The sequence below is a fragment of the Halobacillus karajensis genome (genome assembly GCF_900108515.1).
Classification (GTDB): domain Bacteria; phylum Bacillota; class Bacilli; order Bacillales; family Halobacillaceae; genus Halobacillus; species Halobacillus karajensis.
On record NZ_FNWW01000005.1, the window covers coordinates 51,893 to 65,300 of the forward strand.

Sequence of the window (13,408 nt, forward strand, 5' to 3'; positions counted from 1 at the left end):
TTTCAAATGAGTAATGAGAAAATAGACCTGACAGCTTCTGAACTTGGAAGTTTGTGGACCTCCTACTTATACGATAGTATGTCTCTCCAATTCGTTCGATTTATGTATGAAAAAGTGAGGGATGAGGAAGTAAAGACGGTTATTTATAAAGCCTTAAAGATAGCTGAACAGCAGGTCGACCACATGGAGTCCATTTTTCAAAAAGAGAACTTACCCACTCCTTATGGATTCTCAGAAAAGGATATAGAACTTCAAGCCCCGGATCTTTTTACGGATATTTTTAAGCTTACATTTATGCTGCATATGGGGCGTGTAGGCATGCTCGTTCATTCCACTAACTTATCGATTGCTTCCAGAAGAGATGTTCAGGATTATTATGGACAAGCATTAAATCAGGTACAGGATTTATACCGGACGGCTTCTGAGGTTGCTTTAGACAAGGGAGTGTTCTTAAAGAAGCCGTATATCCCCTACCCCAAACAGTTTTCTTTTATTAACGATGTTGGATATTTGAGCGGACTCAATCCTTTAAAAAAGCATCGCACTTTAAATGCTATTGAGATCACTCATTTAAGCTTGAACATAGAGACTAATCAGATTGGGCTCATGCTTATGTCGAGTTTTATGCAGTCTTCTCGATCTAAAGAAGTGAGCCAGTTTATGAGAAGGGGAAAGGACATTTCAAAGAAGCATATTCAACTTCTTTCTGAGGCCTTAATAAACGATGATATTCAGGCCCCTATTTCTTCTGATCATGCAGTCACGGACAGTACAATTCCTGTTTTTTCGGATAGATTGATGATGTTTCAAGTGAGTCTCCTTACTTCAGCAGGTTTAGGCAATTATGCCACAGCAGCTGCTGCGAGTCAGAGAAGCGATTTGGTTTTGAATTATGAACGACTATCCCTTGAGGTGGGGCGATTTGGGAAAGATGGGGTAGAGCTGATGATAAAGAATAAATGGATGGAAGAGCCACCAGCGGCACCCGATCGAGATCAACTGGGAAAAGAAAAGTGATCACCTGAAAAATGAAAAGCCTAAGGCTGTCAACAGCTTTAGGCTTTTTTCCAATTAGTTATGGAAAGCTAGAATGTAATGATGATTGATGAAGTGTCTGGCTCTTCCTACTTCTTATTCATAGAAGCATCGAAAATGGAAGTTACCGCCTCTTGTAAGGATTGATTGAATTCTTCATCGGATTGTTTAGCATTTAAGTCTGCAGCCAAAGCCCGGGAGAAACTTGCAATAAGACCTTCATTTTCTTTCAATTTTTCATTTGCCTCTTCTCGGGAGTAGCCACCGGAAAGAGCGACGACACGAATAACTCGTGGGTGGTCGACCAACTCTTTATAAGCGTTCGGCTGTGTTGGAATAGTGAGCTTCAGCATGACATTTTCATCTTCAGACAATCCATTGAGATGTTGCAAAATCTCATCATGGAGGATTTCTTCACATTTTTCTTTATTCTCGCTATGAATATTTACTTCCGGTTCGATGATCGGGATGAGATCAGAATCGATAATACGTTGACCGATTTCAAACTGCTGATCCACGACACTTTTAATACCGCTCTTGTTCGGCTCGTGAATGACGGATCTCATTTTGGTACCAAAAATATTTCGTTCCTTGGCACGTCGGAGTGTCTCGTCTAAATCATTGATCGGTTTCATTAACTGAACCCCGTTTTCTTTTTCAGCTAATCCTTTATCTACTTTAAGGAAAGGCACAATTCCTTTGCCGGCAAGATAATCAGCTGTATATTGTCCTTTAATTTCACGGTCCATGGTCTGTTCAAATAAAATGGCGCCAAGAATTTGATCCGCGTTAAAAGCAGGGGATGTAATAATTCTTGTCCGCATCTCATGAACAAGGTCAAACATCTCATCCTCTTCGGAATAAGAATCTTCCGGTACACCATAAGCCGCTAATGCTTTGGGGGTACTTCCACCGCTTTGGTCGAGAGCAGCGATAAAGCCTTTTCCGTTTTTAATCTTATCGAATTGTTGGTTATTCATGCTTTCCACTCCTTTTTCTAGTGTGAAAAAATAATTCCTATCCTACCTTTCCCCACATTCTTTCATACATAACCTCACATGAGAAGAGAAGTTTTAATATCATCCTGGAAGCGTAAAAATACAGGGCTGCTGCTTGGTTTATCGGCGTTTATTCATTCAGTGGGACTCTTAAGATTCACTATTTAACACCACAGGAAGAGCTTCTAATCCTCGTAGAAGAAAGACAGAGCGCCACTGTGGTGCTGGTGATGTTTCATCCAAACCAATCTTAGGAAAGGCATGTAACAATTTTTCCAGTGCTATTTTTCCTTCCATTCGGGCGAGCGGAGCTCCAAGGCAGAAGTGAATGCCAAATCCAAAGGCAACGTGGGCGTTTCGCTTTCTAGTTATATCAAACAAATGAGGATGATCGAATTTCTCTTCATCTCTGTTGGCAGAGCTGATGGACGCCATAACCAGGTCGCCACGACGAATGATCTGGCCGTGAAAATTCAGGTCATTTTCTGCCCACCGAGCTGTAGAAAAATCGACAGGGCTGTAATAACGGAGGCCTTCTTCAATCGCCCCTGGGATAAGGGCTGGGTCATTTTTGAGGCTTTCCAGTTGATTCGGGTGCTTAAACAAAGCATACATCGTATTGCCGATGAGGTTGACAGTGGTTTCATGCCCGGCAATGATCAGCAAAACAACCATTGAATAAAGTTCGTTTCTTGTCAGTTGTTCCCCATCTTCTTCGGTTTTCAACAGGTGGGAGATCAAATCGTCTGCAGGGTGGTTCTTTCTTTGTTCAAAAAGGTCTGTTAAGTATGTAGTGAAAGCTTGGACATCTTCCATAAAATCGGTTTCCATTTCATTGGAAGCAGAAACAATCGTATTGGACCATTTTCTGAATATGTCCCGATCTTCTGCTGGTACACCAAGCAGTTCACTAATAACAATGATTGGAAGGGGGAAGGCATAGTCATCAATTAAATCTACAGGTGTATCTTTTTGTTTCATTTCCTCTAAAAGGTTATCAGAAATTTCGCGAATGCGTGGTTCTAATTGTTTTATGGTTTTAGGATTGAAGTAAGGCTGGACAAGTTTACGGAGTCTCGTATGGTCAGGTGGATCGACGTCAAGCATCATATTTTGAAAGATGTTAAATTCATCGCTTTCCCGTGTAGAAGAAAGGAATTTACTTTGGTCTTTAATGAAGCTGTTGGATTTCAATAATTCTTTTACATGATCATATTTTGTTATGATCCAGGATTGACGGTTTCCATCATATGGCATCGGGAAAATGGGTTGGTGTTTACGCTGATTACAATAAAAAGAGTAGGCATCCTTTTTGAAGTTGGATTGATAAAGACTTTCTAAATTCCCCATTTCATTCTTCCTCCTTAGATTAAATCAAAATAGCTCCCTATAAATGGATTATAAAGGAAATACTCCTGCCTCCACAAACCATATATTCCAGAGGGAGTGTTAATCATTAAGGTTCTTGGTGGAAAGTGATAGGATGGGAGTGAATATAGATGGAGGGGTGAGGGATTTTGAGGAAATTAAAGTTAGGGAAGAGTGATTTAGAGGTTGGCGCTATTTCTCTTGGATGTATGAGAATGGGAGAACTTCCTATTAGGGATGCGTCTGAAGTGCTTGCCAATGCTCTAGAAAATGGAGTGGACTTGTTCGACCATGCAGATATTTATGGAAAAGGGGAATCCGAATCTGTTTTTGCTCAAGCTTTGAATTTAAATGAGGATGGGCGAGAAAGCATTAAAATTCAGACAAAGTGTGGGATTCGCAAGGGATTTTTTGATTTTTCGAAAGAACATATTTTAGCGTCCGTGGAGGGGAGCTTAAAGCGTTTAAACACTGACTATATTGACAGCTTGCTCCTTCATCGTCCTGATGTATTAATAGAACCGGAAGAAGTTGCCGAAGCATTTGCAGTCCTAAAAGAAAGTGGAAAAGTACGTTTCTTTGGAGTCAGCAATCAAAATCCAATGCAAATGGAATTGCTCAACAAATATCTAGGGGATGAACATCTAATGATCAATCAACTACAGTTGAGTCTTGTGCATACACCAATGATTGATGCAGGATTTAATGTGAATATGCAGAATGACCCTTCCATTAATAGAGATGGTCATGTGTTAGATTACTGCCGTTTGAATGACATTACGGTCCAGGCATGGTCTCCTTTCCAGCATGGGATGATTGAAGGTCCTTTTGTGGGGAATGATTCCTTTCCCGAAGTGAACAAGAAGCTTCAAGAACTTGCGGAGAAATACGAGGTTACCGATTCTGCCATTGCAATAGCGTGGATTCTTCGTCACCCCGCAAATATCCAGCCGGTGGTAGGGACAATGAATACCCAGCGATTGACGGACATAACTAAAGCTTTTGATATAACACTATCCCGCCAGGAGTGGTACGAGCTCTACCGGTCCGCTGGAAACAACCTTCCTTAAGTGATACAAAAGACTAATCATACCATTGTGGAAGCTTTGTTGGTTGAGAAGGGAAAGGAAGTCAAACAGATATGTCTTGGGACGTTTCTATTGCGAAACTAGCCGCGAACGTGGATGCTGAAGTAAGTATTTTTATTCGATATGGGGATCATTCCGTTCGAATAAATGAAGACTGTGTCCTCCCCGCAGCAAGCACTATAAAAATCCCTATACTTATGGAAGCATTTAGACAAAGAGATGAAGAAATGATCGATTTCTCTGAGAGGATTTCGATTTCCCCTAAAGACCGTGTGGGTGGGGATGGGGTCCTTTCTCTTTTAACAGAAAGCGCTTGCATGGAATTTGAAGATTTATTGACCCTGATGATTGTGGTATCGGATAATACCGCCTCTAATATTCTCATGGATGAACTTGGGATTTCTGCAATCAATGATCTATGCCAAAGCTTAGGATGCCCATCTACAAAAATCCGTCGTCTTTTCATGGATTTCGATGCGATGCAGGCGGGGATAAATAACACGACAACTGCTTCAGATATGATGCGGCTTATAACTGCTTTGGATCAGGGGAAAATCGGCGGGAAAAGCGGAGCCACACAGATGATAGAGATCTTACAGCACCAACGATATACCTCAGGACTTCCAGCATATATGACGGATTCGAACATTAAGTTCGCTACGAAAACGGGCCAACTCCCGGGTATATGTCATGATCTCGGCATTTTTAAGTATCGGGAGCAAAAGGTTTATGCTGTTGTAATGTTTCACCAACTCGCAGAAGGTGAAGCTGGGCGAAGAGCGCTGGGGGACATCGGAAAAGTAATCAAGGAGGAAATCTTTCGTTTATAATTCGTTCTTCTCATTTTCCTAAGAATGAGAAAAGAACTTTAGCGAATGATAAAAATAGAGATACAAGAGAAATTTTGTAAGAAAATGTTGAGGAACAAGCGTGGAAATGAAAAATTTCTATCATGAAAGCAGTTATTTTGTCAGAATGTGTTGTGCTTCACAAGATTATATTTTACTCTAGTAACGTTGGATATAAAAATGGCTCTTCTTTCTGTTTTAGAACAGAAAAGCCTTTCATTGCTTGTACTATTTAATTTACTTATAAAAAATGAGCTCTTGGCTCAAAAAAGGAGAAGTGGATATGGCAGATTCATTCACAACAGAAAAAGACGGGCAGACAAATGTTGCTCGTGACGAGCGTGAACTGCTCGACCAACTATTGGAGCCTGAAGTACAGGAATCCTTAACTGTTCTTGTGAAGGAGCTTCCGAAACTTACCGAATTGGTTAAGATTCTTTCCAGCTCTTACGACACGGTTCAATCGCTGGCATCAGACGAAGTTCTTAAGCGCGACACGGTTGAGTTCATGTCAGAAGTGGCTGAGCCCTTGAAAGCTTCTGCTAAAGAAGTGGCGCAGAACGCAATTGAAGCGAAAGACCAGGCGGATAACAGCTCAGAAGTTATCGGACTATTCGGCTTGATGAAGATGTTGAAAGATCCTCAAGCTCAAAAAATGTTCCGCTTCATTAATGCATACTTGAAAGTATCCGCTGAACGTAATCACAAAGAGTAAGAAATGGAGGAATCAACATGTCAAAAGAAATCGTCATTTTAGGCGGCGGCTACGGAGGCCTTTTAGCTGCTTTGTCTGTCCGTCAATACATGGATGCATCAGAAGCGAATGTTACCATCGTTAATAAAACGCCAACACACCAAATTATTACCGAATTGCACCGCTTGGCGTCGGGTAATATTTCCGAGCAGGCGGCGGCGCTTCCTCTTGAGAAACTGCTAAAAGGTAAAAACATCAATTTGAAGGTAGCGACTGTTGAATCTTTTTCAGCAGACAACAAGAAAGTAACTCTTCAGGATGGTTCTGAACTTTTCTATGATGCCTTGGTTGTTGCGCTTGGTAGTGTGACAAACTACTTCGGCATTCCTGGTCTTAAAGAGCACAGCATGGTACTGAAATCTGCAGAAGATGCGAATAAGATTCGTGAACATGTCGAATCCCGCATTCGTGATTATGCGGCATCGAATAATGAAGCAGATGCGCACATTGTTATTGGCGGCGGTGGCTTGACAGGCGTTGAGCTTGTTGGAGAATTAGCTGATGAGACACCGGCTATGGCTAAGAAATACGGTGTCAACCCAGATGAAATCAAGCTGACTCTTGTGGAAGCTATGCCGAAAATCCTTCCGATGCTACCTGATCACTTGATTGAAAGAGCAACGAAGAGCCTTGAAGCGCGCGGTGTTGAATTCTTAACAGAACTTCCTGTAACGAACGTAGAAGGAAATGTGATTGAATTAAAAGACGGGCGTAAGCTTACAGCAAACACGTTTGTCTGGACAGGTGGAGTAGCAGGGAACCCGCTTGTCGGTGAATCCGGAATTGAAGTGAATCGCGGCCGTGCGTCTGTGAATAATTATCTTCAATCCGTCTCCCACGAAGACGTATTTGTCGTTGGTGACAGTGCTGTTTACTTTAAACCGGGTGAAGAGCGTCCACAGCCGCCAACCGCACAAATCGCTTGGCAGATGGGTGAAACAGTTGGTTACAATTTGTTTGCCTACCTGCAGGATAAGAGCTTCGAAGAGTTTGAACCAGTGAACTCAGGTACGCTTGCAAGCCTTGGTCGTAAAGATGCGGTCGCCTTCGTTGGTGCAAACCAGACACCATTGAAAGGACTTCCGGCTTCTGTTATGAAAGAAGCTAGTAACGTACGTTATCTTTCCCACATTAAAGGGCTTTTTGCACTAGCTTACTAATTTTATTCGTATCATTGGAATGATCCTAACCAAACGCCTGTTTCCATCCGTTACATAAAGGATGGAAACAGGCGTTTTTATGTTTTTAGTGAAGTCTCATATTTTCCAGATTATTGTGAAAAGGTGATAAATTATAAATTAAAAGAGCTGCTCCCTATTTCCGTAGGGGACAGCTCTTTTAATTTATTTGATTTGCGCTCGTTTGACTGATGGGTGATCTTCCTCGTAATTTTTAAACGAAGGATCAGGCTTCAATGCAATCGTCTCTTCCCCGGATGTTTTTTGCTTTCCTAGAGATTTATATTTAATATGAAATTCTTCCTCAACTTCTGGACTTTCCTTTGTGGAAGGGGAAGGTGACTGCTTCATACCTGTAATCCATTTGTCGAAATCATACATCCCCCGATCAATGATCATGCCTAAATCCTCCAGTGACTGGGTTAATTCATTCAAGCAATCCAAGCCATTCCTTAGGATAATCCCTTTTTCTCTGGCTTTATCCACGGAATGTTCTAAACAATATCCTTCTCCCTGGTATGTAAACTCTACATAACAACTGTTACGATCCCAATTAAAATTAAAATCGTCTACCTTGAAGCGTTTGATAACGTTGACTAATCTCTTCTCACAAATGCTTTGTTCTTTATGCGGCATCCATCGGAATAGAACATTCTTGAATAAACGATTCTTGAACATACCATTCACCTTCCTTTTTTATTAAGCGTAATCATGTAGTGACTGTTAACTATTTCTACAAATTGTATCCAATGACCTTCCACTTCTATAGATATTTTACAAAATTAAAAAATTTATTTTAGACCCTGGATGAGTTCCTCGTCTCTTTCACGCATAAGGTCATAAGATTCTATAAGAGAATCAGGGACTAAAGTACGGCCATATTCCCAGGCGTTCGTTTCAATCGTAGACTTCAGTTCCTCTACTTCTTCATCTTCCCCGTACATAAGCGTCCTAAGGTCATGCTTATGTTTTTTGAAAGTAAGATAATAGCCAATCTCATGATAAAGGATAATTTTAACAAAATTTTCCTCTGACTCCTTTATCTTTATCTTTATCTTACTTATATACCCATTGATTTGTAGATAGTTAAAATTCACTGTATTTGTAGAAACATTATAACTCATCGGAGCAGGAAGCTTATTATTAATTTCATAATTGATATCCAAACCGTGTTCCTGAAGCGTGTTTTTAATGATCTCTTCAATCTTCCATATATAAAGCATGACAAAATCACGTACCTTTCATAAAACTATTATAGTAAGTATAATTTAAACTTTAATTCTTACCAAGGTACTATGCGCTCATATAAGGACAGATCGTTATTTTTCATTGTCTGGATTAATAAACCTGTTGTTCGATCACTCATCGAGGTGTCTGCTATTTTGTGAGGGGAACGCATGGTTGGCGATTTTGATCGGAACTCTAATGATCATGGATATGGAGACTCCCCATTTTATCGGAAGAGGGGGTAGAAAGTTGTTCGCTCCCACGGCATACAAGGAACTTTATAAGGATGGGAGATCTCGGGGGATGTGAAGGTGGCTCTTGTCGTTGTAGCGATGCCCCTGCCGCAAGTCCGTACGATTTCCTTTTATAGATGGGGTGGAATGGGTTATTTCTGGGAGGATAAAACGCCTCCTGATGGAGGACATTCATATGGGCAAGCAGTGCTATCATTTTGCCATGGCACATATATTTTCTTAAGCGAGGGGCCGGAGGTGGACACACGATGGAGTGGAATTTTATAGTCATGATCCTATCCGCTTTTGCAACAGGAGTTGGAGCTATTCCTGCACTGTTGTTCAAAAACATATCTCACAGACGGATGGACAGTATCTTAGCCTACACGGCTGGGATTATGGTGGCAGCCTCTACATATGGACTCATTCCAGCATCTTTGAAATTAACAAATTTGTATGTACTTTGTTTCGGAGTACTGGCAGGAGCGTTATTATTGAATATCCTTGAATACGTCATTCCGCATATGGATGTTGACCACACTCGTACAGATGTGGTATTGCCCCAGCAGTCAGTTATGCTCCTTTTGGCTATGACCTTGCACAATATACCAGAAGGTTTATCGGTTGGGGCTGGTTTGGCGAGTGAGGTGGAGAACCTCGGCTTTGTGGTCGCCCTTTCTATGGGATTGCAGAATGCACCGGAAGGGTTTCTTGTTGCGATGTTTTTACTGAATCAAGATGCGCGCCGGAGAGTGGCAATCATGCTGGCGTTTGGTACAGGACTTATCGAATGTCTGGCCAGTTTTATTGGATACTCTTTAGTTCACGTCGCTTTATTTCTTGTCCCTTATGGACTAGCATTTGCTGCCGGCGCTATGTTGTTCATTGTTTACAAGGAACTGATTCCGGAAACACACGGTCATGGATACGAACGTCTTGCTACATTTTCCTTTCTATTTGGATTGCTGAGCATGATTGGTATCGTTGAGTGGTTCAGATAGTCATGAAATCCAAAATAAATCTGGATATTGGAAGTTTTGAGATTTCTTTATGATCGATTACACTGATAGAAAAGAAGAAGAGGAGTGGAAGCAATGTATGAAGGGATTCATCACGTATCCATATTGGTAGCAGATATCGAGAGGGCTAAACACTTTTATGGGGACATATTGGGGTTTGAGGAAAGTCCGGACCGGCCGGATTTCGGATTTCCAGGAGCTTGGTATCAGGTTGGTTTGACCCAGGTTCACCTGATTGAATATAAAGAAGGTCGAACATTCCGGGGAACGACAGTAATCGATTCCCGTGATGGCCACTTTGCGGTAAGAGTGAAAGATATCGAAGCCTTTATCAGCCGAATGGAAGAACAGGAAGTGGAAATTTTGAATAAGCCCGAAAATAAAACGGAATGGCATCAAGTGTACATCAGTGACCCTGACGGGAATTTAATCGAATTCAACCAATAATAAAATATTAAAAAAGCCCGGAGAGTTCTTGTTCTGGGCTTTTTTTGGCGGAAAAAGCAATTTTACAAGAAAGAGGATGTTTTGTGGAGTCCTCTTTTTTTTATGCTGTTGATAGGTGGGGGATGGAGATCGACACCATTCTAGTTTTGTCGCATTTAGAAAAGGATTTTCTACAAAATTCCTTTTCTATCCGTTTAAAGAATTTATTTTTGGTTATATATTTTTAGGCGATAAAAATCTGAGAAACAGGAGGGGAGATCATGAGCAAATCAACGAAAAAGATAGGCTTAATTACTGCGCCAGGATACCCCAAAGAACTAGGGGAGAAATTAAACAATCAATTGCCTGATTTGCTCAGCTATTACGTAGAGGACCGTTACGACTGGGATGTGAAGTATATGGTGGACCCACTGACGGGGGCGACGGAAGAGTCTAGCGAGGTATTGAGGGCAACACTGGAAAAAAAGTCTGAGGAAGGGTGGGATTTTGCAGTCTGTATGACCGATCTGCCTTTATTCAAAGGGAAAAGACCCATTATAGCGGAGGCTTATGAAGAGGGGAATGTGGCCTTAATCAGCCTCCCGGGTCTGGGTTCAACTCCCATGTTTAAGCGGGTCAGGGAGTCCATTCTCCAATTGGTCAATGAAATGTATTATGGTAGTTCCGAAAAAGATAGGAAACAAGCGGAAGAAAGAATTCAATCAAAAGATAATAAGCACGAGGACGAACTGAAAAATAAAAGTTCGAAAAGACTAATTGGCAAGAGAGGGGTGGACATACTCTCTCGAATTCAACGGGAAACCCCTGATGATGACGAATCAAATATTGACGTCCGATTCACGGTGAAATCGCAGATTAGCGGTGCATTGCGGCTCTTATCAGGAATGGTACGTGCTAATAGGCCGTGGGCCATGTTCCCGGCGTTTATGAAGGTCATTATTATTGCTTTTACAACGGGGGCTTATGCACTCGTTTTCCCTACTTTATGGATGCTGAGTGATAATTATGGCGTTTGGCGTATGTTCATGCTTTCAATTTTGTCGATTTTGGCAATGGTTGGATGGATCATCCTTGCCCACAAGTTGTGGGAGAAACCAAATGAAAACAGGGCCGATTATCTCCGAAAATTATATAATACCGCTACGATTCTTACCCTATTGGTTACTGTTACTTTGTATTATTTTTTATTGTTTCTCTTATTCTCTGTCGCAGTAATCGCAATCATTCCAATGGGGATGCTAGAGTCCCAATTATCAGGGGATGTAGGATATATCAATTATTTCTATATTGCGTGGACGGCGACAAGTGTGTCAACCATCATCGGTGCTTTAGGGTCAGCTCTTGAAAAAGAAGAAGTGGTGTTGTCTTCGACTTATGGGTATCGGCAGCAGCAACGTTACAAACAAATGAAAGAGGTTGAAGAAGAGGAAAGAAATAAACAGGGAAATAATGGAGATAGAGAGGGAACCCAGATATTAGAGAAAATAAAATAGTCGTTTATCGGTAGAGTGAAGAGGACGGAATTATCCTGACCTATGAACCTCTAAAAAATTCCATCCCTTTTTATGTTATGGAGCAGGGGGGAGCGGGTAGAGTTTGAGAAGAAACTTACATAGAGGAGGATTGTATGAGTAAGAAGTTGATTGATTATAAGATTTTTATCCCATCCATTATTATTATGATCGGAATCAGCATTCCATTTGCCTTGTATGAATCTGAGTCTTTGGAGGTGCTGAATTCTATATTCGATTCCATTGTTGAGATGTTCAGTTGGGGTTACTTATGGTATGGCGTAATATTGGTGGTGGCTGGTTTGTATATATCTTTTTCTAAATATGGTCAGGTTGTCCTTGGTGACCCTAAACAGAAACCACGCTTCACCTTATTTGAATATGCGTCTATATTAATAGCTATGGGTGTAGGATCAACGATTATGCGGACGGGCATGCTACAATGGACATCTGTAGCCAACGATCCTCCGGCAGGGGTGGAAGCAGGCTCCCCGGAGTCTATATTGTGGGGGAATGCCTACAGTATGTTTTTGTGGGGATTCCAAGTCTTTGCGATTTTCGTCATGATTGCCCCGGCGATGGGGTATATTCTCCATGTACGTAAACGCCCGTTAATGAGAATATCAGAAGCGTGCCGTGTCCTTTTTGGGGATCGATTTACCGATGGTGTCGGCGGGAAAATTCTCGATATTCTCTTCCTGATTAGTATTCTTGCGGGGGCTTCGGTAACGCTGGGGCTTGGTGCACCGATCATTACACAGAATTTATCCCATCTATTTGGAATTGAAGTGAACTTCACCCTGACCATTACGGTGACGATCATCTGGGTCCTATTATTCTCGTTAAGTGCTTATCTTGGTATCGAAAGAGGGATTAAGAGATTAAGCACGTGGAATATGTATCTCGCAGGTTTTTTTGCTGTGTTTATATTAATCGGAGGCCCAGGCGTATTTATCCTCAATTATTTTTCTGATAGTGTATCATTTCTGTTATCGAATTATTTAAACATGTCACTGAATACAGATTCTGTTCATCAGGGGAAAGCATCCCATATTCAGAGCAATACCGTATTCTGGTTTGCTTATAGTGCCACGTGGGCAATGCTCCACAGCGTGTTTGCTGCCAAAATATCCAGAGGGCGCACAATCAAGGAAATGATATTGACCTACCTGCTGGCCCCTACATTAATTTCCTGGATAGCCACAGGCGTTCTTGGTGGACTTGGTGTACACCGTTACCTTACTGGTGAATTGTCTGTACTGCGCTTGGTAGAAGAAAATGACCGGATGGCGGCTATTCCTGAGATTCTATCGACGCTGCCATTCGGAGGAATAGCTATCATTATATTTATGGTTGTTGCGCTTATTTTCTTGACTACGACCCTTGATTCGACCACCTACACCATAGCTGCTTATACAAGTACACGAGATATGAGTAAATTTGAACCGCCCAAAATATTAAGAATCATTATTGCTGCTATTATTACCGCATTTGCTTTAGTTCTTATGAGAATCGGAGGGTTGGCTCCGCTTGAGGTTGTTTCAGGGATGATGGGATTTCCTGTGATTATTATTCAGTTTATTCTCATCTATGCCGCGAAGCGAATGATGGATAAGGATGAAGCGTGGAAGAATAATATAAGATAGAACTACAGTCCCCTTCATAGTGTTATGGAGGGGACTTTTTCTTTAAGTAGGATTCT

General features: G+C 41.5%; 13 protein-coding genes. 9 read left to right on the plus strand and 4 right to left on the minus strand.

Features of this window, described 5'->3' with window-relative positions; all coding sequences use genetic code 11:
• Positions 1-6: 6 nt before the first annotated feature.
• Positions 7-1,017, plus strand: a complete 1,011-nt coding sequence (locus BLW54_RS11390) for a DUF3231 family protein (protein ID WP_074734744.1) — start codon at positions 7-9, stop codon at positions 1,015-1,017.
• A 107-nt stretch (positions 1,018-1,124) separates the two neighbouring features.
• Here the strand turns inward: BLW54_RS11390 and BLW54_RS11395 are convergent, their stop codons facing one another.
• The gene (locus tag BLW54_RS11395) at positions 1,125-2,015 is read right to left on the minus strand and encodes a fructose bisphosphate aldolase (RefSeq protein ID WP_035508236.1); all 891 of its coding nucleotides are present in this window, start codon (positions 2,013-2,015) and stop codon (positions 1,125-1,127) included.
• Between the two features lie 168 nt (positions 2,016-2,183).
• Positions 2,184-3,383: a cytochrome P450 family protein gene (locus BLW54_RS11400; RefSeq protein WP_074734746.1), complete on the minus strand. Its 1,200-nt coding sequence runs from the start codon at positions 3,381-3,383 to the stop codon at positions 2,184-2,186.
• 167 nt (positions 3,384-3,550) lie between these two features.
• Here BLW54_RS11400 and BLW54_RS11405 point away from each other — a divergent pair, with 167 nt between their 5' ends.
• The 4 genes from BLW54_RS11405 (at position 3,551) to BLW54_RS11420 (ending at position 7,251) form a co-directional block, all read left to right on the plus strand.
• Positions 3,551-4,471 (plus strand): aldo/keto reductase, encoded by a 921-nt coding sequence (locus BLW54_RS11405; protein WP_035508241.1) that lies wholly within the window; start codon positions 3,551-3,553, stop codon positions 4,469-4,471.
• Positions 4,472-4,542: 71 nt separating this feature from the next.
• Positions 4,543-5,319: a serine hydrolase gene (locus BLW54_RS11410; RefSeq protein ID WP_083391526.1), complete on the plus strand. Its 777-nt coding sequence runs from the start codon at positions 4,543-4,545 to the stop codon at positions 5,317-5,319.
• A gap of 301 nt (positions 5,320-5,620) precedes the next feature.
• Positions 5,621-6,052, plus strand: a complete 432-nt coding sequence (locus tag BLW54_RS11415) for a helical membrane plugin domain-containing protein (RefSeq protein WP_074734748.1) — start codon at positions 5,621-5,623, stop codon at positions 6,050-6,052.
• A gap of 17 nt (positions 6,053-6,069) precedes the next feature.
• A complete protein-coding gene (locus BLW54_RS11420) occupies positions 6,070-7,251 on the plus strand; it encodes an NAD(P)/FAD-dependent oxidoreductase (protein WP_074734750.1) in 1,182 nt (393 codons plus the stop codon).
• Between the two features lie 183 nt (positions 7,252-7,434).
• Here BLW54_RS11420 and BLW54_RS11425 read toward each other — a convergent pair whose 3' ends face one another.
• Both BLW54_RS11425 and BLW54_RS11430 read right to left on the minus strand, forming a co-directional pair.
• Positions 7,435-7,947: a hypothetical protein gene (locus BLW54_RS11425; RefSeq protein WP_035508248.1), complete on the minus strand. Its 513-nt coding sequence runs from the start codon at positions 7,945-7,947 to the stop codon at positions 7,435-7,437.
• 113 nt (positions 7,948-8,060) lie between these two features.
• Positions 8,061-8,492: a hypothetical protein gene (locus BLW54_RS11430; protein ID WP_074734752.1), complete on the minus strand. Its 432-nt coding sequence runs from the start codon at positions 8,490-8,492 to the stop codon at positions 8,061-8,063.
• 506 nt (positions 8,493-8,998) lie between these two features.
• Here BLW54_RS11430 and BLW54_RS11440 point away from each other — a divergent pair.
• From BLW54_RS11440 to BLW54_RS11455, 4 genes are all read left to right on the plus strand, one after another.
• Positions 8,999-9,730: a ZIP family metal transporter gene (locus BLW54_RS11440; RefSeq protein WP_074734756.1), complete on the plus strand. Its 732-nt coding sequence runs from the start codon at positions 8,999-9,001 to the stop codon at positions 9,728-9,730.
• Positions 9,731-9,823: 93 nt separating this feature from the next.
• Positions 9,824-10,195 carry a VOC family protein gene (locus BLW54_RS11445; RefSeq protein ID WP_035508254.1) on the plus strand — a complete coding sequence of 124 codons (372 nt, stop codon included), beginning with the start codon at positions 9,824-9,826 and terminating at the stop codon, positions 10,193-10,195.
• A gap of 260 nt (positions 10,196-10,455) precedes the next feature.
• A complete protein-coding gene (locus BLW54_RS11450; RefSeq protein ID WP_074734758.1) occupies positions 10,456-11,688 on the plus strand; it encodes a hypothetical protein in 1,233 nt (410 codons plus the stop codon).
• A gap of 134 nt (positions 11,689-11,822) precedes the next feature.
• Positions 11,823-13,352, plus strand: a complete 1,530-nt coding sequence (locus BLW54_RS11455) for a BCCT family transporter (RefSeq protein WP_074734760.1) — start codon at positions 11,823-11,825, stop codon at positions 13,350-13,352.
• Positions 13,353-13,408 lie beyond the last annotated feature (56 nt).

Coding starts and splice junctions, on each gene's coding strand:
- BLW54_RS11455 (WP_074734760.1), top strand. CDS start 11,823: ATGAGTAAGAAGTTGATTGATTATAAGATTTTTATCCCATCCATTATT.
- BLW54_RS11390 (WP_074734744.1), top strand. CDS start 7: ATGAGTAATGAGAAAATAGACCTGACAGCTTCTGAACTTGGAAGTTTG.
- BLW54_RS11420 (WP_074734750.1), top strand. CDS start 6,070: ATGTCAAAAGAAATCGTCATTTTAGGCGGCGGCTACGGAGGCCTTTTA.
- BLW54_RS11440 (WP_074734756.1), top strand. CDS start 8,999: ATGGAGTGGAATTTTATAGTCATGATCCTATCCGCTTTTGCAACAGGA.
- BLW54_RS11430 (WP_074734752.1), bottom strand. CDS start 8,492: ATGCTTTATATATGGAAGATTGAAGAGATCATTAAAAACACGCTTCAG.
- BLW54_RS11415 (WP_074734748.1), top strand. CDS start 5,621: ATGGCAGATTCATTCACAACAGAAAAAGACGGGCAGACAAATGTTGCT.
- BLW54_RS11395 (WP_035508236.1), bottom strand. CDS start 2,015: ATGAATAACCAACAATTCGATAAGATTAAAAACGGAAAAGGCTTTATC.
- BLW54_RS11445 (WP_035508254.1), top strand. CDS start 9,824: ATGTATGAAGGGATTCATCACGTATCCATATTGGTAGCAGATATCGAG.
- BLW54_RS11450 (WP_074734758.1), top strand. CDS start 10,456: ATGAGCAAATCAACGAAAAAGATAGGCTTAATTACTGCGCCAGGATAC.
- BLW54_RS11425 (WP_035508248.1), bottom strand. CDS start 7,947: ATGTTCAAGAATCGTTTATTCAAGAATGTTCTATTCCGATGGATGCCG.
- BLW54_RS11410 (WP_083391526.1), top strand. CDS start 4,543: ATGTCTTGGGACGTTTCTATTGCGAAACTAGCCGCGAACGTGGATGCT.
- BLW54_RS11400 (WP_074734746.1), bottom strand. CDS start 3,383: ATGGGGAATTTAGAAAGTCTTTATCAATCCAACTTCAAAAAGGATGCC.